This is a genomic window from Bacillus sp. FSL R9-9834 (genome assembly GCF_038006905.1).
GTDB lineage: Bacteria > Bacillota > Bacilli > Bacillales > Bacillaceae_G > Bacillus_A > Bacillus_A pacificus.
The window spans coordinates 362,506-383,402 of the sequence record NZ_JBBOWD010000001.1 but is presented as its reverse complement, the minus strand read 5'-3'; the positions used below and the strand labels follow the sequence as shown (position 1 = coordinate 383,402).

At 36.0% G+C, this 20,897-nt stretch carries 20 protein-coding genes and 2 pseudogenes; 9 read left to right on the top strand and 13 right to left on the bottom strand.

The annotated features are described in order from the left end of the window. Positions 1 to 224: 224 nt before the first annotated feature. The gene (locus MKY00_RS02035; protein WP_001004507.1) at positions 225 to 464 is read right to left on the bottom strand and encodes a helix-turn-helix domain-containing protein; all 240 of its coding nucleotides are present in this window, start codon (positions 462 to 464) and stop codon (positions 225 to 227) included. A 181-nt stretch (positions 465 to 645) separates the two neighbouring features. On the opposite strand from MKY00_RS02035, the gene MKY00_RS02030 reads away from it, so the two are divergent. Then, on the top strand, positions 646 to 1,014 hold the full coding sequence (locus MKY00_RS02030; protein WP_000235473.1) for a hypothetical protein: 369 nt from the start codon (positions 646 to 648) through the stop codon (positions 1,012 to 1,014). Between the two features lie 195 nt (positions 1,015 to 1,209). Here MKY00_RS02030 and MKY00_RS02025 read toward each other — a convergent pair whose 3' ends face one another. Further along, the gene (locus MKY00_RS02025; RefSeq protein WP_001078292.1) at positions 1,210 to 2,259 is read right to left on the bottom strand and encodes an NAD(P)/FAD-dependent oxidoreductase; all 1,050 of its coding nucleotides are present in this window, start codon (positions 2,257 to 2,259) and stop codon (positions 1,210 to 1,212) included. 331 nt (positions 2,260 to 2,590) lie between these two features. On the opposite strand from MKY00_RS02025, the gene MKY00_RS02020 reads away from it, so the two are divergent. Genes MKY00_RS02020 through MKY00_RS02010 form a run of 3 tightly spaced genes read left to right on the top strand, consistent with a single transcriptional unit; the run spans position 2,591 to position 5,601 of the window. Beyond that, positions 2,591 to 3,508, top strand: a complete 918-nt coding sequence (locus MKY00_RS02020; RefSeq protein WP_016716332.1) for an iron-hydroxamate ABC transporter substrate-binding protein — start codon at positions 2,591 to 2,593, stop codon at positions 3,506 to 3,508. A 48-nt stretch (positions 3,509 to 3,556) separates the two neighbouring features. Further along, the gene (locus MKY00_RS02015) at positions 3,557 to 4,597 is read left to right on the top strand and encodes a FecCD family ABC transporter permease (protein WP_011039957.1); all 1,041 of its coding nucleotides are present in this window, start codon (positions 3,557 to 3,559) and stop codon (positions 4,595 to 4,597) included. Further along, entirely contained in the window at positions 4,594 to 5,601 is a 1,008-nt protein-coding gene (locus MKY00_RS02010; RefSeq protein WP_000613093.1) for a FecCD family ABC transporter permease, read from the top strand. The genes MKY00_RS02015 and MKY00_RS02010 overlap by 4 nt, the downstream gene beginning before the upstream one ends. Before the next feature lie 45 nt (positions 5,602 to 5,646). Here MKY00_RS02010 and MKY00_RS02005 read toward each other — a convergent pair whose 3' ends face one another. The 4 genes and pseudogenes from MKY00_RS02005 to MKY00_RS01990 form a co-directional block, all read right to left on the bottom strand. Then, positions 5,647 to 6,288, bottom strand: coding sequence for an L-fuculose-phosphate aldolase (locus MKY00_RS02005; RefSeq protein ID WP_000926569.1), 642 nt, complete (start codon positions 6,286 to 6,288; stop codon positions 5,647 to 5,649). Between the two features lie 54 nt (positions 6,289 to 6,342). Beyond that, positions 6,343 to 6,519: pseudogene (locus tag MKY00_RS02000) on the bottom strand (S-methyl-5-thioribose-1-phosphate isomerase); the annotation flags it as partial. A gap of 41 nt (positions 6,520 to 6,560) precedes the next feature. Continuing rightward, a pseudogene (locus MKY00_RS01995) lies at positions 6,561 to 6,920 on the bottom strand (5-methylthioribose kinase); the annotation flags it as partial. Further along, complete coding sequence (locus MKY00_RS01990; RefSeq protein WP_016716330.1) at positions 6,883 to 7,035, bottom strand: hypothetical protein; 153 nt, start codon at positions 7,033 to 7,035, stop codon at positions 6,883 to 6,885. The gene MKY00_RS01990 and the pseudogene MKY00_RS01995, both read right to left, overlap by 38 nt. 588 nt (positions 7,036 to 7,623) lie before the next feature. On the opposite strand from MKY00_RS01990, the gene ahpC reads away from it, so the two are divergent. Together ahpC and ahpF are read left to right on the top strand one after the other, a co-directional pair. Then, a complete protein-coding gene (gene ahpC / locus MKY00_RS01985) occupies positions 7,624 to 8,187 on the top strand; it encodes an alkyl hydroperoxide reductase subunit C (RefSeq protein WP_000924422.1) in 564 nt (187 codons plus the stop codon). A 14-nt stretch (positions 8,188 to 8,201) separates the two neighbouring features. After that, positions 8,202 to 9,728: an alkyl hydroperoxide reductase subunit F gene (ahpF, locus tag MKY00_RS01980; protein ID WP_341034347.1), complete on the top strand. Its 1,527-nt coding sequence runs from the start codon at positions 8,202 to 8,204 to the stop codon at positions 9,726 to 9,728. Positions 9,729 to 9,779: 51 nt separating this feature from the next. Here the strand turns inward: ahpF and MKY00_RS01975 are convergent, their stop codons facing one another. The 3 genes from MKY00_RS01975 to MKY00_RS01965 all read right to left on the bottom strand — a co-directional run bounded on the left by MKY00_RS01975 (position 9,780) and on the right by MKY00_RS01965 (position 12,427). Beyond that, positions 9,780 to 10,526 carry a hypothetical protein gene (locus MKY00_RS01975; protein WP_000501504.1) on the bottom strand — a complete coding sequence of 249 codons (747 nt, stop codon included), beginning with the start codon at positions 10,524 to 10,526 and terminating at the stop codon, positions 9,780 to 9,782. 3 nt (positions 10,527 to 10,529) lie between these two features. Further along, positions 10,530 to 11,138, bottom strand: coding sequence for an SAM-dependent methyltransferase (locus MKY00_RS01970; protein WP_001005655.1), 609 nt, complete (start codon positions 11,136 to 11,138; stop codon positions 10,530 to 10,532). 173 nt (positions 11,139 to 11,311) lie between these two features. After that, the gene (locus tag MKY00_RS01965; protein ID WP_000853528.1) at positions 11,312 to 12,427 is read right to left on the bottom strand and encodes a M20 peptidase aminoacylase family protein; all 1,116 of its coding nucleotides are present in this window, start codon (positions 12,425 to 12,427) and stop codon (positions 11,312 to 11,314) included. A gap of 294 nt (positions 12,428 to 12,721) precedes the next feature. On the opposite strand from MKY00_RS01965, the gene nhaC reads away from it, so the two are divergent. Next, positions 12,722 to 14,143: a Na+/H+ antiporter NhaC gene (gene nhaC, locus MKY00_RS01960; protein WP_000711544.1), complete on the top strand. Its 1,422-nt coding sequence runs from the start codon at positions 12,722 to 12,724 to the stop codon at positions 14,141 to 14,143. Here nhaC and MKY00_RS01955 read toward each other — a convergent pair. Beyond that, complete coding sequence (locus tag MKY00_RS01955) at positions 14,132 to 15,403, bottom strand: hypothetical protein (RefSeq protein WP_000972831.1); 1,272 nt, start codon at positions 15,401 to 15,403, stop codon at positions 14,132 to 14,134. The two genes, nhaC and MKY00_RS01955, sit on opposite strands and share 12 nt — an antisense overlap. Before the next feature lie 92 nt (positions 15,404 to 15,495). On the opposite strand from MKY00_RS01955, the gene MKY00_RS01950 reads away from it, so the two are divergent. Continuing rightward, complete coding sequence (locus tag MKY00_RS01950; RefSeq protein WP_016716329.1) at positions 15,496 to 16,605, top strand: mandelate racemase/muconate lactonizing enzyme family protein; 1,110 nt, start codon at positions 15,496 to 15,498, stop codon at positions 16,603 to 16,605. 14 nt (positions 16,606 to 16,619) lie between these two features. Then, positions 16,620 to 17,315: a hypothetical protein gene (locus MKY00_RS01945; protein ID WP_016716328.1), complete on the top strand. Its 696-nt coding sequence runs from the start codon at positions 16,620 to 16,622 to the stop codon at positions 17,313 to 17,315. A 144-nt stretch (positions 17,316 to 17,459) separates the two neighbouring features. On the opposite strand, the gene MKY00_RS01940 is transcribed toward MKY00_RS01945, so the two are convergent. The 3 genes from MKY00_RS01940 to MKY00_RS01930 all read right to left on the bottom strand — a co-directional run bounded on the left by MKY00_RS01940 (position 17,460) and on the right by MKY00_RS01930 (position 20,875). After that, positions 17,460 to 18,167, bottom strand: coding sequence for a M48 family metallopeptidase (locus tag MKY00_RS01940; RefSeq protein WP_016716327.1), 708 nt, complete (start codon positions 18,165 to 18,167; stop codon positions 17,460 to 17,462). 93 nt (positions 18,168 to 18,260) lie between these two features. Then, complete coding sequence (locus tag MKY00_RS01935; protein WP_001251709.1) at positions 18,261 to 18,779, bottom strand: YehS family protein; 519 nt, start codon at positions 18,777 to 18,779, stop codon at positions 18,261 to 18,263. A 92-nt stretch (positions 18,780 to 18,871) separates the two neighbouring features. Then, the gene (locus MKY00_RS01930; RefSeq protein ID WP_029141038.1) at positions 18,872 to 20,875 is read right to left on the bottom strand and encodes a GAF domain-containing sensor histidine kinase; all 2,004 of its coding nucleotides are present in this window, start codon (positions 20,873 to 20,875) and stop codon (positions 18,872 to 18,874) included. Positions 20,876 to 20,897: the final 22 nt, after the last annotated feature.

The following is a 20,897-nucleotide window of genomic DNA, read 5'->3' as shown; positions in this document are numbered from 1 at the left end:
CTTCCATTAATTTATAAGCTTTTGCACTGATAGTATATGTATCTGTACAGGTTACGTTCTCTATGTTTGTCCTAGCTAGAAAAAAATATGCTTTTAACATGGTAGACTATTACCTATCAAAATTTGAAGAAAGGCTAACAACTCCTTATGCTTTAATATCTTTAAACAAAAAATCCCTTATGAAGATACATTTCTGCATATCTTCATAAGGGATTTCCCATAGTTTAATCTTCGTCTTTAACATCCATATCTTCTGGAATGGGTTCGTTCAATATTTCTTCCACTAATTGCTTATATTTCTCCATTTGTTCTAAATGTGTATTGAATTGTTCTTTATTTAATAAATATTGCTCTCCATCAAATAGTGCACGTATTTTCTTTTGCTGAATTAACTCTTCAATATACGACTTTGGTAAATTCAAATACTCCGCAGCTTCTTCTACTGTTATATACAACTCGTTCATTCCTTTATTATTTTTTCCTATATACTGTATCTTACTTTATTTTTGTAAACAAATAAAAAAGATTTTGTAAATGCAACCTAAAAAGCAGGTAGATGCATTCCATATATTGTATAATAGTATATAGTAAGAATTTTTTAAATATAGAATGGTATTACCCATTTACACAAAGGAGAGTTAACATATGGCTACTCGTCACATCATTACAATGTTAGAAAAAACATTACAAATTGAAACAGAAAACACAATTTCTCATTTAACTGCATCTTTATCTGATCGTATTCTTTCTCAAAGCGTAGCAATACAGGAAAACAATTGTTACCATACAATTGGAGAATGGTACAAAAATCATTTCTTATTCCAACAAGATGATTTCCTTTGGGCTAAATACGTTTTCTATGACGCATATTGTGAGGAAATAAAAAAACAAGGTCATCTTACAAAACGTGTTCGCCAAATATTAGAATCATTAGCTCGAATGCATGGAAAACAGTACATTGCTTCTATATTAAATATGCCATTTCCTAACGAACGAGCTAAAGGAACAGCATAATGTAATACTGTTCTGCGTCAGCAAAACATAGATTCATTGTTTTATAGGAGGATTTACAAATAAAACGTTCATTTCACATGAACTGATGAAACCGGTGTCATTATAATGATTGAAAATATAGTAAACAGGAAAACCCCCATTTATCTCTCTCGTCATTTGAATAGAGAAGTAAATGGGGGTATACTTGTTCCTTTACTATTTCATCATCTGTTTAATCAATTCACGATTTCTCTTCTTAAATACTTCATTATGCGAAGAAACCATTCCATACTCACTTGCATCTGGCTGAATAAATTGTTTCGCTTTATTTACAGCATTTCCAGCATCTTGGAATGCTCCCGCGATTAAGTGTAATTTTCCTTCATGCTTTAAAATATCCCCAGCGGCATATAATCCGTCTACTGAAGACTCACTATTTGCATTCCCTGCAATATAAAAATTATCTATAATCGCAACGTCTAACTCACTATTTTCTAATAATGTAATGTCACGTTCATATCCATGATTAATAATAACTTCATCAATAAGTAAATGAGAAACTTCACCTGTCTCATGATTCGTTAATTCTACATATTCAATCGCTTCATGACTATCACCAGCAATTAATTTTGTAATCGATGTATGAAAGAAACACTCAGCTGAGCTGTTCAGCAGTTGCTTCACTTGTGCTTCATGACCAGATAATTCTTCTTTTCTATATGTTACATATACTTTTTTCGCGATTGGTTCTAATTCATTTGCCCAATCAACGGCAGAATTTCCTCCGCCGGAAATAATGATCGTTTTATCTTTGAAACGCTTTAAAGACTTCACTGTATAATTTAAATTCGATACTTCAAATCGCTCAGCACCTTCAATTGATAACTTTTGTGGTTTCAATATACCACTTCCAGTTGCCACAATAACTGTTTTTGAAAAGTGTTCTTTTCCATCGTTTGCTTTTAACGTAAAAGTGCCATCTTTATTACGAATAATCGATTCTACTTTTGTATTTAATACAACTTCCGGCTGAAATGTTAACCCTTGTTGTACAAGTTGCTCAATTAATTTATCACCTGTAACTGGTAATAGTCCACCTACATCCCAAATCATCTTCTCTGGATAAACATGTATTTTTCCACCTAGCTGTGGTTGAAATTCTATTATTTTCGTTTTCATTTCTCTGAGTCCACTATAAAAAGCTGAATAAAGCCCTGCAGGTCCTCCGCCTATCACAGTTACATCAAACAATTCTTCTCGATTCATTCGTGCTCACTCCTCAGCTACTAATAATTGATTATCATTCTCAATAAAATATAACCTGTTTCCGCAAAATTTACAATTAAAATTACTATTGACAATACAACTAGATAAAATTATATTATTTAATGAATCAATAGTGATAATCATTATCAATTTGTTAATAATTAGAAAATTTGAGATTACATCTTCTTTTATTAGTATGGTTAATACTATATTGTGACATCTCACATTCAAAATTTTTAATAAACATTTTGTATTACCACTACTCTTTCAAAAAGATTGCAGTTAAACAAATTATTGTATACACATATCATCTATTTAAAGGAGACAGACGATGAAAAAGTTATTTATTTCACTAACAGTTCTTTTCGTCCTTGTTATGAGCGCTTGTAGCAATAGCTCTACAGACAAAAAGAATGATGCAAAAGGTAGTAAATCAGAAACAATTACATACCAATCTGAAAATGGTAAAGTAGAAGTTCCTGCAAATCCAAAACGCGTTGTTGTTTTATCATCATTCGCTGGTAACGTAATGTCATTAGGTGTAAATCTTGTTGGGGTAGATTCATGGTCTAAACAAAACCCACGTTTTGATAGCAAACTTAAAGATGTTGCTGAAGTATCAGATGAAAATGTTGAAAAAATCGCTGAACTAAATCCAGATTTAATCATCGGTTTATCAAATATTAAAAATGTTGATAAGTTAAAGAAAATCGCTCCTACTGTAACATACACTTACGGAAAAGTTGATTACTTAACACAGCATTTAGAAATTGGTAAGTTATTAAACAAAGAAAAAGAAGCAAAAACTTGGGTTGATGACTTCAAGAAACGTGCACAAGAAGCTGGTAAAGAAATTAAAGCAAAAATCGGTGAAGATGCTACAGTTTCTGTTGTAGAAAACTTCAACAAGCAGCTTTATGTATACGGCGAGAACTGGGGCCGTGGAACAGAAATTCTGTACCAAGAAATGAAATTAAAAATGCCTGAAAAAGTAAAAGAAAAAGCATTAAAAGAAGGTTACTACGCATTATCTACTGAGGTATTACCTGAGTTTGCTGGTGATTACTTAATCGTAAGTAAAAACAAAGATACTGATAACTCATTCCAAGAGACAGAATCATATAAAAACATCCCAGCAGTAAAAAATAATCGCGTATACGAAGCAAACATGATGGAATTCTATTTCAACGATCCACTTACATTAGACTTCCAACTAGACTTCTTCAAGAAGAGCTTTCTTGGTAAATAATACAAACATGAGGAATTCTTAAATTAAGAATTCCTCTTCCTTTATTCTATGAAAAGAAAAGATGTGAAACGAATGACAAAAGAACATGACAATACACGTTCTATAGCTTTTACATACAAATTAATTTTAAGCATAATTGCATTCTTTCTTATTTTTATGGTGGCAATGGTATTAGGTGCTGCAGATACTTCAATAAAAGACGTATGGTTAGCACTCACTTCCTCCGCTAAAGGGGATAAAATATCTATTATTCGCGAAATACGTTTGCCCCGTGAAGTTGCTGCTATTTTTGTAGGGGCTGGACTTGCTGTTTCTGGAGCAATTATGCAAGGATTAACACGAAATCCACTTGCAGACCCTGGATTATTAGGATTATCTGGTGGAGCAAATGCTGCACTTGCGTTAACGCTAGCCTTCAACCCTTCCATCAGCTATCTTTACTTAACATTTGCTTGCTTTATAGGTGCTGCAATTGGCGCAATTATGGTATTTGGCATTGGCATGATGAAAAAAGGTGGACTCTCCCCTCTTCGAATTGTATTAGCTGGTGCTGCCGTTTCAGCATTTTTGCTTGCAATTTCAGAAGGTGTCGGCATTTACTTCAAAATTTCACAAGAGGTATCACTTTGGACTGCTGGGGGCGTAATTGGAACAACTTGGGGACAATTAAAAATTATTATTCCAGTCATTTCAATTAGTATCTTTATCGCTATCTTACTAGCAAAAAAATTGACAGTTCTTAGTTTCAGTGAAGAAGTAGCTATTGGACTAGGTCAAAAAATTATTGTTATTAAAACCATTCTATTTATCATTATTATCTTACTTGCAGGTGCGTCTGTAGCACTTGTCGGAAATATGGCATTTATCGGTTTAATGGTACCTCACATGGTACGCCCAATTGTCGGTCCAGATTACCGATTTGTTATACCGATGTCAGCAATTGCTGGTGCTTCCTTTATGCTACTTGCAGATACAATCGGACGTACCATTAACGCTCCGTACGAAACACCAGTTGCTGCTATTGTCGCAATTGTAGGATTACCATTCTTCCTATTCATTGTACGTAAAGGAGGAAAAATGTTCTCATGATCCCATCTATTCTAAGAAAACAACGTCTTATTATACTCGCTTTACTTATCCTAACCATTACAACTATTGTAATTGGAATGGGGCTCGGTTCAGCATCTTTATCTTATGATCGACTACTCCCAACATTAATGGGACAAGGAACTTTTAAAGAGGAGTTCGTTTTATACTCATTAAGACTCCCTAGAATTGTCATTACATTATTAGCTGGTATGGCTCTCGCTTTATCAGGAGCTATTCTGCAAGGACTTACTCGAAATGATTTAGCTGAACCTGGTATTCTCGGAATCAACTCTGGGGCCGGTGTTGCTGTTGCTATTTTCTTCTTATACTTTCCAATAGATGTAGGTTCATTTCTTTACTTACTACCTGTCGTTGGATTTATTGGAGCATTTCTAACAGCTGTTCTAATCTACGTATTTTCATATAGTAAATCAACTGGACTTCAGCCGGTGCGATTAACATTAACCGGTATCGGTTTTGCATTCGCACTATCTGGAATGATGATTGTCCTTATTTCATCCGCAGATCGTATGAAAGTGGACTTTATCGCCAAATGGATTGCCGGTAACATTTGGGGAGATGACTGGATCTTTGTTTTAGCAATGCTTCCATGGTTAATCGTATTCATTCCGTTTGTTTTCTATAAGGCAAACCGATTAAACATTCTAGCATTAAACGAACCGGTCGCAATTGGCGTTGGAATTGAAATTGAAAAAGAACGCAGATACTTATTAGTGGCGGCCGTTGCGCTTGCAGCTGCAGCTGTTTCCGTAACAGGAGGAATTAGCTTTATTGGACTAATGGCTCCTCACATCGCAAAATCTTTAGTAGGTCCAAGGCATCAAATCTTCATGCCTATCGCCCTTTTAATTGGCGGATGGCTATTACTATTAGCAGACACAATTGGACGAAATATCGTTGAGCCTAACGGTATTCCGGCAGGTATTGTTGTCGCTTTAATTGGTGCTCCTTACTTTATGTATTTGTTGCTTAAGAAAGCATAGAAAGACCCTCAAGAGTCAAATCTTGAGGGTCTTTCTTGTTTCATTCTATTGCTGTCCATACCCTTCAAACTTCTTCGCCAAATTCTCCATCTCATCTTCTGGCAATAACTTAGGCTCTCCGACGCTTTTCGTTTGATAATAAATTTGTGCACAAAACTCAATTTCTTCTGCAACGGTAAATGCCATTTTTATATGATTTGCACCCGCAATTAAACCGTGATTCGCAAGTAAAACAGCACGGCGATCAATCATCCCTTCGAAAGCCGCCTCTGCTAATTGCTTCGTACCAAATGTTTCATACGGTGCACAACGAACATTAGGGCCTGCGAAAGCAATTAAATACGATACTGCGGGCAGTTCCCATCCTAATGATGCAATCGTCTTCGCATAAGGAGAATGTGTATGCACAAGCGCATTTATATCTTCACGCTTTCTATAATAAATAAGGTGCATATCGAGTTCGCTCGATGGTTTTCTCTCTCCCTCTACTACATCGCCATCTAAGTTTAATATAACTACATCTTCAGGCTTCGTTTCATAATAATCTAAACCACTTGGGCTAATGGCAACAAGACCTTGCTCGCGATTGAAAATACTAATATTACCGCCTGTCCCCTTTGTTAAACCGCTAGAAAGCATTTTCTTTCCATACGCTACAATTTCTTCTCTTTCTTTTTGTAATAACATATACATCCCCCTAAGTATGAAGCTTATGATGACTGACTTTTTAACTCTATCTACTTATTGAAATAGCTTCTTTAAGTTCTCTGTAAACGGTGCTTTTACAATCCCTTTTTCCGTAATAATCGCTGTTACATTTTCATATGGCGTGACATCAAATGCTGGATTATATACTTTACTTTCTTTCGGAGCAGAATATTGCCCGAAGCGATTGATCACTTCAGAAGCATCTCTTTCCACTGGATTGGTATTAATTGCTCTTCCATCATCTTCTCCCCTTACTTCGCGTAGTGCATTGACTGTTCGTTTAACGTTTCTACAAAGCTTGTACCTGTTTTATATTGATTCGCTCGTAAAATAAATTTCTTTGCAACTTGAAGACAAATACGTTCCGCTCTAGCACGTGATTCCTCATTCTCAATACAAGTAATGTCTTTTACTTTCGCTAGCCCAACAATACGACGAATTAACTCAAGACCCGTCACCGCAGCTGTATCCTCTAATACAGATTGTAAATAGATTTCGTTAAAGCCTTCTTCCTTCGCCATAATCTCTGGCACATGAATATCCCAAGCGTCTAAAAACTTCTTCTTAAATAAATCAATTACCTCTACCATTGTCGATTGTAACCAATCCATCACCTATTTCTTTACACTTTAGCCCCTTTGCATGTTCAAACTTACATAATTTCTCTTTCACATATACAATCACATCATTAGCTTCCATTAAAAAATACTTCGTGAACTTAAACATGGTTTCCCCTCCACACTAATTGTAAGCGTTTTCTAAAAGCTATAAAAAATAATAGGATTAAATCTTTCATCCTATAATATATGTTCTTCTTTTTGAAATGTATATCTAGGTTTTATTATATCTTGTTAACATCTTGAGTCAATGTTTCTATATCATTGCAATATGCTTCCTAATTATATATTTGAGAGGACAAAAATTGTTCAAAAAGATTCTAGTTCATTTTATTTTATTTATCACACAATTCTTTGTAAAATAGAAATAAGCAGTTCCTTTTCAAAAAGACAACTTCTAAGAAATATTTCCTTCCTAACAATTTACACTTACACCATATCTCTAACATACACACTACTCTTTCAAACAATCATTGAAAATTTATAAACTTAAAGTTACCTTTCAGTTCCCTGTTATCCTTAATTGAGAATAAATATTAATTAAATTGATATAAAGTTCGTTTATTCTCTTGACAAAATAACCACTTCTATATGATAATTAATATCGAATTAGAATTATTATAGTTAATTAAAAAATATATTTTATGAGCACACTATTTTTTGATGCTCAAAACCAACATTTAGGAGGAATTTTAATATGTTATTAATCGGCACAGAAGTAAAACCGTTTAAAGCTAATGCTTACCATAATGGAGAATTTATCCAAGTTACTGACGAAAGTTTAAAAGGAAAATGGAGTGTAGTTTGTTTCTACCCAGCTGACTTCACATTCGTTTGCCCAACTGAACTTGAAGACTTACAAAACCAATATGCAACTCTTAAAGAGTTAGGCGTTGAAGTATACTCTGTATCTACAGACACTCACTTCACTCACAAAGCATGGCATGATAGCTCAGAAACTATCGGTAAAATCGAGTACATCATGATTGGTGACCCAACTCGCACAATCACTACAAACTTCAACGTTTTAATGGAAGAAGAAGGTCTTGCTGCTCGTGGTACATTCATCATCGATCCAGACGGCGTTATCCAATCTATGGAAATCAATGCTGACGGTATCGGCCGTGACGCAAGCATTCTTGTTAACAAGATTAAAGCAGCTCAATACGTACGTAACAACCCAGGTGAAGTTTGCCCAGCTAAATGGCAAGAGGGTTCTGCAACACTTAAACCAAGCCTTGACCTTGTAGGCAAAATCTAAGGAGTTCGATCAAAATGATACTAGATGCAGATATAAAAACACAACTATCCCAATATCTTCAATTAATGGAGAACGATATTTTACTTAAAGTAAGCGCAGGAGACGATGACGTATCTAAAGATATGTTAGCTCTAGTAGACGAATTAGCTACTATGTCATCTAAGATTACAGTAGAAAAAGTTGAATTAGAGAGAACACCAAGCCTTAGCGTAAACCGCCCTGGTGAAGACACTGGTGTCGTATTCGCTGGTATTCCATTAGGACACGAATTTACTTCATTAGTGTTAGCTTTACTACAAGTAAGTGGACGCGCTCCAAAAGTTGAACAAAAATTAATCGATCAAATTAAAAACATTCAAGGCGAATATCATTTTGAATCTTATATCAGCCTAAGTTGTCATAACTGTCCTGATGTTGTACAAGCTCTTAACGTAATGAGCGTTCTTAATTCTGGTATTACACATACTATGATTGATGGCGCTGCATTCAAAGAGGAAGTAGAAAGCAAAGACATCATGGCAGTACCAACAGTTTTCCTAAACGGCGAATCTTTCGGAAGCGGTCGTATGACACTTGAAGAAATTTTAGCTAAAATGGGTAACGGTCCAGATGCATCAGAGCTTTCTGATAAAGATCCATACGATGTTCTTGTTGTTGGTGGCGGCCCTGCTGGTGCAAGTGCAGCAATTTATGCAGCACGTAAAGGAATCCGCACTGGTATCGTTGCTGAACGCTTCGGTGGTCAAGTAATGGATACTATGGGTATTGAGAACTTCATCAGCGTAAAACGCACTGAAGGTCCTAAGCTAGTAGCAAGTCTTGAAGAGCACGTTAAAGAATATGACATCGATGTAATGAATCTACAACGTGCGAAACGTTTAGAGAAAAAAGAACTTATTGAAGTGGAACTTGAAAACGGCGCTATTCTGAAAAGTAAAAGCGTAATCGTTTCAACAGGTGCTCGCTGGCGTAATGTTGGCGTACCAGGTGAAGCTGAGTTCAAAAATAAAGGTGTAGCATACTGCCCACACTGTGACGGTCCATTATTCACTGGAAAAGACGTAGCAGTTATTGGCGGAGGTAACTCTGGTATTGAAGCAGCTATCGACTTAGCAGGTATTGTTAATCACGTAACTGTTCTTGAATTCATGCCAGAATTAAAAGCTGATGCTGTATTACAAGAACGTCTTAACAGCTTACCAAACGTAACTGTTCTGAAAAACGTTCAAACGAAAGAAATTACTGGTACTGATAAAGTAAACGGTATTTCTTACATCGATCGTGAAACTGAAGAAGTTCATCACGTTGAATTACAAGGTGTATTCGTACAAATCGGTCTTGTTCCAAACACAGACTGGTTAGGCGAAACAGTTGAACGCGTTCGCGGTGAAATCGTAACAGACAAGCACGGCGCTACAAACGTACCAGGAGTGTTTGCTGCAGGTGACTGTACAAATAATCCGTACAAACAAATCATCATCTCTATGGGTTCAGGTGCAAACGCAGCTTTAGGTGCATTTGATTACTTAATCCGTAACTAATATAGACGTGAGTAAAAGACGCATTACCAATTAGGTAATGCGTCCTTTTTATTACAATGTATCTACGTAGTCGTCAAAATCCTTCCAACATAGTATTGTATACGGCGACCCTATATCCAATACTACTTTTACATCCTCTGCCACTACTTTGATTCTTTTTAATGTGCTGTCTCTTTTTCCGGCCGGATAAATAGCAATTTTTACAACTTCCTGTTTTCCACCCTCATAAATCTTTATTTTCAATTCTAATTGGTCTATTTCTTCTTTTGAAGGAATCTCTTTTCCTTCCCAATCACACATTTCGAACAGAGGATATCGATCTCCATGCCATTCCTCAACAATTTCAATGACTTTAAGGATAATATAATTCCCCGATACTAATTCATAACTAACAGCATCACCTGCTTTTAAAGAAGTATTAGCTATAAATCTCTTCGGTACTTTTTTCGCTTCTGGCTGCGGAGAATTTAACTGTTCTCTTAATTTATTTAAAACTACTTCACGTTTCTTCTGTAATTTAGGTTCTTCTTCCCAGCGAGCTAAATCTGTACCACTCTCTATTATTTGCAATGCCTCCTGCTTAACATTCTCTTGAAGTCTCCCTAACCTCCATTGTATGGAAGCAAATACTAACCAAAAGGCAATAGTTTCTTCATCATCTAATTCATTCTTGTACTCCTCAATTACAATCCTACTTGCTTCCTCATTTGAATATTCATTTGCTAACAAATCCTTATATAGTAACTTAATATCTTCAGCAATATCGTCTGATAATATTGCTACTCCCCAAGCACCCATACATTAACACTCCAATCTATACACTAAAAACCTCTCATTCCCATTCTTCTCATAAGCTCCAGGCAATCTTACTTCCCTCTTCAGCTCAAACGCAGTCTGATTTTCTAAGAAGAAAATATAGTCCTCAGAAGGATAATATAAAATAATATCCACTTCTCTCCCCGTTTCTTCTACAGAAAGTAAAATGTTATTTACTACGTTCATAAATACTTGTACAGAAAATGGGTTGAAGAAATAAAATCGGTTATCACGTGGATCAATCTCATATTCCTGCGCTAAACAGCATTCAAACCCAATTTTATCTTTACTGTTTCTTACCTTGCGTGCATAACGATCAAGATTATCCAACGCTTCTTTATAAAACTCTTCATTCATTTCAATTCCAATCGCTGAAGCACCGCACTTATGGTGCATATAAAAGTTCAATCGTCCTTTTCCACATCCAAAGTCTACAATCTGGTCGCTACTTCTTATTTCATATTGATTCAATAACTCATCTAATCCACTATACGGCGTCGGTTCATAACGATGATAATGCATAGACTTGTTAAATCCTTTTTGCTCACCGACTGTTTTTATATTTAAAACTGCATCATAATATTGTTCGTTCATTCGACTTCTCCTATTAAAAAATGGTACTTATTATTATACACCATGTACTGGATGCTCATTTTTCATCGAAATAATAGGTACGTGAAATTATATCGACGATTTTTTCAATATATCTACGTTTCGACAAAGGATATCGACTTAACGACAAGTTCCTACAAAAAAACAGGAGCTCCCTAGCCCCTGTCTTCTAACACTTTCAATACAGTTTGTTTTAATATTTCTACCCCATCCATAATACAACTATGATCGAACTTCATATACGGATGGTGTAATCCAGGTTGTAGGTCTGCTCCTAATCCAAGCATGACAGCTTTTAAATGTGGTTTCTTCACTGTGTAGTAATGGAAATCATCGCTTCCTGTCGTATAAAGTGGCCCCGTACATTTATCTTCCCCATACACTTCAAGAATACCTTTACGCATAAATCGCTCAGCTTCTTCTGAAACTTCAGCTCCTGGCGCGAGATCAATCCACTCATATGAAGTTTTCGATCCCATCGATGCAGCTGCTTCTATGACATGCTCTATTTTTTTCTTCAATTCTTCTAATAATGTATTACTCTCCGCTCTGACATCTAAGCTAAAATGCCCGTTACCCGGAATAATATTTAAATTATCACCACCAGCTTGGCACCTCGTCATCTTTACTGAATAGGAACTTTGCGGTGGTAGCCATATGTTTTTCAAACCGATATTAATCATGGAAATAACATCAATTGCATTTATCCCTTGATGTGGGCGTGCTCCATGTGCATCTTCTCCGTGAATCGTACCCTCTAAAAATCCTGCTGCTCCGTGACGAATTGATGGGGCAGCCTGTTTCAAAGATAGTTCTTCAATCGGGCGCAAATGAACACCGAATAGGAAATCCGCATCATCCACAGCACCTTTCTCTACCATTTTTAAAGCACCATTCCCTTTCTCTTCTGCTGGCTGAAAAATAAATCTAACTGTACCACTTTTCCATCTCATATTCTTTAATTGTAAAATAAGTCCCATTACAATCGTCATATGAGCATCGTGACCACACGAATGATTCGCTTTAAATTCTCCATTCACTTCTTGCCAAAGTGCATCCATATCAGCGCGAATCGCAATAACAGGATTTCCGCTTCCAATTTCAGCAATCACGCCTGGGCAATCATCAAATATTTTATATGAAATTCCTTCTTCTTTTAAAAAGTTAGTAATATACGCTGTCGTTTCATACTCTTTCCAACTCACTTCAGGGTTTTCATGTAAATGCTGAAAAATTTCAGTTAAACGCTCTTGTAGTTCTAATGTTTTCAAAGCTACATTCTCCTTCCCAAATTCCAAAACCATTTAGGTTAATTATACTTATGAAAAACAGATGTTTTTATGAACATATTGAATTTTAAGAAAAAAGTCAATTATTTATTTTTAAACACTGAAAAAGCTTACTCTACATCTATATTACAAACTAAACAAACAACTAGAATATTACTTATTTTCTGTCTTTTATATTGACGCTTACATATATTTTTAGTTATCATAACCTAATAAACGTCTATTTTACGACAATTCTAAAAATACAAACAAACATACATAACAAGGAGGACCTTTATGAAAAAAGAAATACCTTTTGGTGTAGCCATGATCCCTATTATCATTACAGTTGCAGTTATGATGGTTACAATTGTTGTATTAAAACAAAGCCCTCACGTCCCACTTATTATCGGTACAACCGTTGCTTCCATCGTCGCTTGGCGTTACGGTTACAAATGGAACGACATTGAAGAAGCAATGTATAAAGGAATTCGCCTCGCATTACCCGCTATCGTTATCATTATCCTAGTAGGTTTAACGATCGGTGCTTGGATTGGTGGTGGAATTGTCGCAACAATGATTTATTACGGTTTAAATCTATTAACTCCATCACTATTTTTAGTTTCCATTACAATTATTTGTTCTATTGTTGCATTAGCTATTGGTAGCTCTTGGTCTACAATGGGAACAATTGGTGTTGCAGGAATGGGCATTGGCCTTAGTATGGGAATCCCAGCTCCAATGGTTGCCGGTGCTATCATTTCCGGTTCTTATTTCGGCGATAAAATGTCACCGCTTTCAGACACAACAAACTTAGCCGCAGGATTAACAAATACAGATTTATTCACACATATTCGTCATATGTTATTTACTACAATTCCAGGTTTAATTATTACTCTTATCGTTTATGCGTTCTTAGGAAGAAGCTTCGGCGCTAACAATATTGATGCAAAAAGTATCGAGCAAACGTTACAAGTATTGCAGCAAAACTTTGTTATCTCGCCTTTCCTACTAATCATACCTGTAGTCGTTATGGTATTGGTCGCTAAAAAAGTTCCTGCTATACCAGCTATTCTCGTAGGTATTATTTTAGGATTTTTATCACAAGTCTTTATTCAAGGTGGTTCTGTCTCATCAGCTGTTGCTGCACTCCAAAGTGGATTTGTCATAGACACTGGCAACAAGCTAGTAGACGAGCTATTTAATCGTGGTGGTTTAAGCTCTATGATGAATACCGTCTCTATGACAATTGTCGCTATGACTTTCGGAGGAGTATTAGAACATACAGGTATTCTTCGCTCCATTGTAAATCAAATTTTAAAATTAGCGACATCAGCAAAAGGACTTATCGCTTCAACTATCGCATCTTGCTTTGCAACAAACCTTACTTGCTCTGAACAATATATCTCGATTGTTGTTCCTTCAAGAATGTACGCGAATGCATACACAGAAAAAGGACTACATTCTAAAAATTTATCCAGAGCATTAGAAGATGGCGGAACATTAACTTCTGTTTTTGTACCTTGGAATACATGCGGTGTATTTATACTCGCAACACTCGGCGTAGGTGCTTTCGAATATGCTCCTTATGCTATATTGAATTTCATCGTACCTATTATCTCGATTATTTACGGTATAACTGGTCTCACAATTACGAAACTATCTGACATTGAAAAAGCGGAACTACTAAAAAAACAAAAAGCTCAATTAGAAGCTTAAAGATAACGGTAAATTCAGTTCGTATATTGCGCGAGGACGCCCTTGTTGATAAGGCATTTCCTCGCCGCAAATATGAACATACCCATAATCAACTAGTTTCTTTAATAACCTTTCAGTTGATCGTCGAGTCACTTGTAAGTATTCAGAAAGATCTGCTGCTGTAAACTTCAATGACGGATGTGATTGACTAAATTGAATAATCTTTGATAAATTTGCTGGGCTAAGTTTCGTTTCCTTCGCTATTTTCATTAGTTCCGGGTTGTCGTTCTTCAAACTTTGTACTCTCTGTTCTTTCGGGAACGGACCAAATAGTTCTTTATCACTTGTTAGTATATAAAAACAGTGGTCTATTGGATTATTCTTCGCGAAACCTTGGGCGATTTTAGCATTTTGCTCCGCTTCTTTCACAGTTTTTCCGTAACCAAATCCAATAGCTATCGTTCCTTCTATACTCGCAAATAAATTATTTATCATATTTGTTTTTATAATGGATTCAATATCACCACGAGTTGTATACAAAATGAACGTCATTTCATCAATTGTTTTAAATGAACCACGTAGTTCTTTTGAAATGACATTTAATTGCTCAAGCAAAACATCTCGTAATTCTAAAGAAGAAATAATACAAGCACCAACAGTAGCTGAATGGCTTCTTGCTAACTCAGCTTTTATTTTTGCATCTTTTAACCCATGTATAATAGATTGCTTTGGATCTATCATACGTTCTGAAGGAATACCTATTTTTTGAAGTTCATCATAGACAGCATGAATACTAGTTAAAGCTAAATGAGCTTCTCCAGATTGATATTTAGCTACATGAAAATCAATAACTCTATTTATTTCATCTTTACTCCACAGCATATTTTCATAATCAAACACTTGTGGACTTTCTTTTATACCGATATCCTCGAGCACATTTACAATAAATGAGCGGTCTACTAAATCAATTGAGATTTGATGTGGTTGAATACCTTGGTGATACATGACAGAAAGAATGGAAGATGCGATGGTTGTCTCGTCTTGCTGTAAGTACGTACTCGGAATTCGTAATTGTTCTCTTATTTCTTTTGCCATATAATAAGGTAAAGCACCTGAGAAAAAGATGAAATCACAAGGCTTTAAACGCTTTAATAGTTCAGAAGATTCTGCCGGATGAAGGTAAATATATGGATCAATTTCTATTTCTTCTATTTTATGAGCAATAGGTAAAAGTGTCTCCATAAACTCTTTTGAACCGACAACTGCAATTTTTATCATCATTTCTCTAACTCCTTATCATTAATTAACGACTATTTAACGTCAACTATATCAAATGTACAAAACCATTGTAAACAGGAAGGGGTCTTTATTCAATGAAAATTACAGCTATTCACCTTTATGCAATTCGTTTACCGCTTCGCGATCCGTTTGTTATTAGTTATGGTTCTTATTCTGATATGCCTTCTATTATCGTCAAAATGGAAACAGATGAGGGCATTATCGGGTACGGTGAAGGCGTCGCTGATGATCACGTTACAGGCGAATCATGGGAAAGTACTTTTCATACTTTAAAGCATACACTAGCTCCTGCCCTTATCGGCCAAAATCCAATGAATATCGAAAAAATACACGATATGATGGACAATACAATTTACGGTGTTCCAACAGCGAAAGCCGCAATTGATATTGCTTGCTTTGATATAATGGGTAAAAAATTAAATCAGCCTGTATATCAACTAATTGGTGGGCGCTACCATGATGAGTTCCCTGTTACTCACGTTTTAAGCATCGCAGACCCAGAAGAAATGGCCGAAGAAGCTGCCTCTATGATTCAGAAAAGTTACCAATCTTTCAAAATGAAAGTCGGTACAAATGTAAAGGAAGATGTAAAACGTATTGAAGCTGTACGAGAGCGTGTAGGAAATGACATCGCGATTCGCGTTGATGTAAACCAAGGTTGGAAAAATAGCGCAAACACATTAATGGCACTTCGTTCATTAGGACATGTAAACATCGATTGGATTGAACAGCCTGTCATCGCAGACGATATTGACGCAATGGCTCACATTCGTTCTAAAACAGACCTTCCACTTATGATTGATGAAGGATTAAAGAGCTCTCGTGAAATGCGCCAAATTATTAAATTAGACGCTGCTGATAAAGTAAACATAAAACTAATGAAATGCGGTGGCATATATCCCGCTGTAAAACTCGCTCATCAAGCTGAAATGGCAGGCATTGAATGCCAAGTTGGATCTATGGTCGAATCATCCGTTGCCTCTTCCGCAGGATTCCATGTCGCTTTCTCGAAAAAAATCATTACGAGCGTCGAGCTAACAGGTCCATTAAAGTTCACGAAAGACATCGGAAACTTACATTACGACGTACCATTTATTCGCTTAAACGAAAAGCCAGGACTCGGCATTGAAATAAATGAGGATATCCTGCAAGAACTTACCGTCTTTCAAGACGTTGTACGCTAAAGGAGGACTAACGCATGACAGTTCTATACGAAGGCAGATTAAAACAAAATAATGAGCAATTTCACGTTACATTACTCACACTAGAGAACATCGAACAAATCTTATCACTACAAAACGTTGTAGTTGAGACGCTTGAGGATAAAAGTCGCTTACAACCACTATCGTTAGAAGAATTTCAATACATTCTAGAAGGAAATGGCATGATGATCGGTGCTTTTATCAAAAACGAACTCATCGCATTTCGCGCCCTACTCGTCCCTCCTATCGACGATGAACATTTAGGACTTGATATCGGCTTACCAGAAAGTGAACTACACCGCGTCATCTATCAAGAAATCTCAAACGTTCATCCGAACTGCCGCGGAAATGGGATGCAAAAAATATTAGCGACAGTCATCATGGACGAATTACAAAAAGAAAACGGCAAATATGATTATGTGTGCTGCACTGTTGCACCTTTTAACATTCCAAGTTTAAAAGATAAGTTCTCACAAGGGATGGAGATTGCTGCACTAAAGGAGAAGTATGGTGGTAGTATGCGGTATGTTTTTGTGAAGGAATTGAGTGGGGACAATGAAAGGGATTGGACCGATATTAAGAGCATTCCAATGAACAATGCTGGTGGACAACAGGCGTTGCTTTTGGAAGGGTATCGTGGGTATGAAATGGAGAAGGTGAATGAAGATTTTGTTGTGAAGTTTGGGAGATAATTGCTACACCAGAAAAAAGGAGATGGCTGCTGTAACATCTCCTTTTGCTTTCTCTTCCTTGAACATATCGACCGCAACTCTAAATATATCAGCGATTTTTGAAATATATCGACTTACCGACAAAGATTGACAATAAGTGCATCACTAAACCGTCATCTTCCAACTAGATAACGCTAACCAATTCTCCATTTCCTTATAATCAGGCATGATCTTCCCGACAAGACGCCAGAAAGATCGATCATGATTTAAATGAACCATATGACACATTTCATGAACGACTACATAATCAATTACCCGCTGTGGTGCCATCGCTAACTTCCAATTGAATGTTAGCTGTAAATTTGCATCGCAAGTACCCCAAGTACGACTACTATCTGTAATACGAATAGAACGTGGTTTTGTTTTGAAATTACTTTGATGCGCTTTAATACTCTTCTCTACTAAAGTTTTACACTGCTTATAATAAAATCGTTTTAAAGCTTGCTGTATTTTCTCATCTTTAAGATCTTTCACATAAATATGTAGCTTATCTCCTTTAAACACTGCATTGTCTTGCGTAATATTTGTATCTTGAGAAATTTGTATCGGATACGTATTTCCTAAATACAAAAAGCCTTCTCCTTGATCATAATCCTTTTCCTGTGGTCCACGCGCTCGCTCCTCCATTTCCTTACAGGTTGTCTGAATCCAATCCCACTTCTCCTCTAGCAACTGGACTAAATATTCAACAGGTGTCCCTTTGGGAGCTTGTACTTCTACATTTCCGTAAGAATCTACAAAAAGACGCACTGATTTTTTCTTCTTATAAGTTATATGAAAATTAATTGTCTCACCTAAATAAGTATGTACCATTTCATCACCTAACGTATTATTTTACATATAAAAAGAGTAGGATACGAACGTCCTACTCTACCTATTATACCATTTGCTGCTTTGACGGACTCATTATCCTCTATACTTTACAGCTAATCCCTTAATGAAATTCCTTGCGTATCTATCGCCGCACTCTTTGTAATTTTTATGGCCTTTTTTTCTTAATAGAGCGCCTAGTTCTCCCTTAGTCACCGTAACGCCTACGCTATCTAGTATATCAAGTACATCTTCACTCGTTAATGAAAGTGCGATTTTCATTTTCTTTAGAAGAAGATTATTCGCACTCTCTTTGCTTTGTACAGGTGCCGGTTGTCCTGGTTTCGGATCTTGCTTTCCTCTTTTTAAAGTAATAAATCCATTTAAAAATGCCTCTAACATCATCATATCGCATGTTTTTACGTACTCATCTTCTTCCACATCAGGGTTTTCAGGTTCGTGCTGAGGCGCTCTCTTTATTTTTGTAAGCATATCAACTACGTCTTCTTTCGTTACTTCCATTCCGCCAAGTTTAAAAATTTCTACCATATCTATATCTTTTATATCTAAAGCATATCTTACTCTTTTTAATATATCGTTATTGCTCATTGCCATTATTTTCCCTCCTGAAATGTTGATTATTTTTAACTTTTTATTTGTAATACAGTTTACCGTAACTAATCTCAATTTAATTATTTTTTATTATTTCAATAATCAAATTTAACAAAAAAGGTAGTGCCTTCGGATCCTGTTTGAATTTCTATTTTTGCATTATGACGGGCAGCAATGGCATAACATACGCCTAATCCCAATCCAGTTCCATTATCTTTGGTTGTGTAAAATGGAGTCCCCAGTTTCTCTAATACTTCAGGCCTGATACCATTCCCTTCATCCCGCACTGCAAGCACCACACATTTTTGCCCTTCTTTATAGGTGCTAATGGTTAGAGTTTTCCCTGTACTCATCGCTTCTAAGCCATTACGGTATAGGTTCATTAATAATTGCCTTATCTCATTACGATTTAAGAGTAATTCTGGAACGTCATTTGTATCGACTTGAATATATTTATTTTGATTATGCGTATCAATCTTTATTAAAGGAATAATATCACGGATAATTGAGTTTAAATCTAACATCTGCAAATCTGATTTCTTTGTATTACCTATTGAGAGAAATTCAGTAATAATAGAATTGGCACGATCAAGTTCTTCAACCATTAAATTAAAGTAGTTATTATGTTTCTCATAGTTGTTCTCTTCTTTTAATAACTGCAAAAATCCTCGTACTGTTGTCATTGGATTTCTAATCTCGTGGCTAATACCTGCTGCCATTTGCCCTATTAACTCTATGTTGGATAACCTTTTCAATTCCTGCTCATATTGCTTTTTTTCCGTTATATTTTTACAAATACAACAAATGCCATCATCATACGGATATGCAATGACTTCATACCAATATTCATCAGAGGTAGAAAGAAATTCGAAATGAACTGTATTTCGCTCTGACATTACACGATGAAGCTCCTTATATATAACTGTATCGATGCTACTTGGGAAGACCTCCCATATATTCTTACCTAATACATCTTTTGCTGTTTTTCTTTGCGGGAAATGTTGATGCTTATTTACGTACGTAAATTCCCATTTATTATTCAAAGTCAAGAATCCATCCGTAATACTTTCAATCACACTTGTAACTTTTTCATTAGCAACAGCTAGTTCTCTCGTTCTTTCTTCCACCATACTTTCAAGTTGATCCATATATAACAAGTTTGAAAACGTAGGAGCTGTAGCATCAACGATAGATTTTGCCAGTTGAATTCGGGAAGCATCGTAATTATGAGCTTTTGCCCCTTTACCAACGACGATTACCCCTAATACTTCTCCCATCGAAACTAATGGCAGCATCAGTAGGCCCTTACTATCTATATTTTTTGTTTGAATAACCTTTCGAAGCTTGGCTTCATAGGTTTTCTCCATCCAGTCAGTTTCTGCCCAATCACAGTCCGCGCTTAATTTCGTTGTTTTAATCGTTGTTTTATCTAGCCGGTCTAAAAGGTGGGCAGCCATGTTTTTACTCTCTAAAATCTGTCCTAAGTAAAAAAAACATTTATCAAAAATCTCCTGTACCGAGGAACACACTGATAAATCACGGGTAACATTTAGTAACAGCTGCTTCTCGGCAATAAGATTTTCTTTTTGGGTTAAATTTTTTGCGTTTTGAATGGCGACCGCCGCCATATTTACATAAGCTTCAACACTTTGAATTTCTGAATCTGTTAAGTTCATTGGAACTCCATAATCAAATAAAAAAACAAGACCAAATAACTCTTGCCCAAATGAGATAGGCAGAGCTAATAAAGACTTAATTTTGAACGCATCGACTGGTCTCGGATCCGGTCGATGATCCTTTGAGGTATCAGGAATATAGATCGTTTTTTTAGTTTCAATAACTTCTTTTGCCAGTAAGTCTATTTCAGGATCAATTACCTGCGTATCGAGCGTTACGCCATTTATGGTCTCTGGTTTTCCCGCAAACCCTCTAAATGTTCCATCTTCTTCAGGTAAATAAATTCCAACAGCGTCACACCTAACAATCTCCTCTGATATCGCCATTGTTACACGCTGCAATACTTCACGTAGTTCTAATTTTGTATTTATTATTTTTGTTATATTTGCGAGCCTAGAATATCTCGTCTGATCACTTAACATTTACATAGCCTCCAATTATAGG

What these genes read in the sequence shown, in the direction of transcription:
- nhaC (WP_000711544.1), top strand. Translation starts at nt 12,722, where the DNA reads ATGAAAAAAGAAATACCTTTTGGTGTAGCCATGATCCCTATTATCATT.
- MKY00_RS02030 (WP_000235473.1), top strand. Translation starts at nt 646, where the DNA reads ATGGCTACTCGTCACATCATTACAATGTTAGAAAAAACATTACAAATT.
- MKY00_RS02010 (WP_000613093.1), top strand. Translation starts at nt 4,594, where the DNA reads ATGATCCCATCTATTCTAAGAAAACAACGTCTTATTATACTCGCTTTA.
- MKY00_RS01930 (WP_029141038.1), bottom strand. Translation starts at nt 20,875, where the DNA reads ATGTTAAGTGATCAGACGAGATATTCTAGGCTCGCAAATATAACAAAA.
- MKY00_RS01950 (WP_016716329.1), top strand. Translation starts at nt 15,496, where the DNA reads ATGAAAATTACAGCTATTCACCTTTATGCAATTCGTTTACCGCTTCGC.
- ahpF (WP_341034347.1), top strand. Translation starts at nt 8,202, where the DNA reads ATGATACTAGATGCAGATATAAAAACACAACTATCCCAATATCTTCAA.
- MKY00_RS01970 (WP_001005655.1), bottom strand. Translation starts at nt 11,138, where the DNA reads ATGAACGAACAATATTATGATGCAGTTTTAAATATAAAAACAGTCGGT.
- MKY00_RS01955 (WP_000972831.1), bottom strand. Translation starts at nt 15,403, where the DNA reads ATGATGATAAAAATTGCAGTTGTCGGTTCAAAAGAGTTTATGGAGACA.
- MKY00_RS02005 (WP_000926569.1), bottom strand. Translation starts at nt 6,288, where the DNA reads ATGTTATTACAAAAAGAAAGAGAAGAAATTGTAGCGTATGGAAAGAAA.
- MKY00_RS01940 (WP_016716327.1), bottom strand. Translation starts at nt 18,167, where the DNA reads ATGGTACATACTTATTTAGGTGAGACAATTAATTTTCATATAACTTAT.
- MKY00_RS02035 (WP_001004507.1), bottom strand. Translation starts at nt 464, where the DNA reads ATGAACGAGTTGTATATAACAGTAGAAGAAGCTGCGGAGTATTTGAAT.
- MKY00_RS01935 (WP_001251709.1), bottom strand. Translation starts at nt 18,779, where the DNA reads ATGGCAATGAGCAATAACGATATATTAAAAAGAGTAAGATATGCTTTA.
- MKY00_RS02015 (WP_011039957.1), top strand. Translation starts at nt 3,557, where the DNA reads ATGAAAAGAAAAGATGTGAAACGAATGACAAAAGAACATGACAATACA.
- MKY00_RS02025 (WP_001078292.1), bottom strand. Translation starts at nt 2,259, where the DNA reads ATGAATCGAGAAGAATTGTTTGATGTAACTGTGATAGGCGGAGGACCT.
- MKY00_RS01975 (WP_000501504.1), bottom strand. Translation starts at nt 10,526, where the DNA reads ATGGGTGCTTGGGGAGTAGCAATATTATCAGACGATATTGCTGAAGAT.
- MKY00_RS01990 (WP_016716330.1), bottom strand. Translation starts at nt 7,035, where the DNA reads ATGTTTAAGTTCACGAAGTATTTTTTAATGGAAGCTAATGATGTGATT.
- MKY00_RS02020 (WP_016716332.1), top strand. Translation starts at nt 2,591, where the DNA reads ATGAAAAAGTTATTTATTTCACTAACAGTTCTTTTCGTCCTTGTTATG.
- ahpC (WP_000924422.1), top strand. Translation starts at nt 7,624, where the DNA reads ATGTTATTAATCGGCACAGAAGTAAAACCGTTTAAAGCTAATGCTTAC.
- MKY00_RS01945 (WP_016716328.1), top strand. Translation starts at nt 16,620, where the DNA reads ATGACAGTTCTATACGAAGGCAGATTAAAACAAAATAATGAGCAATTT.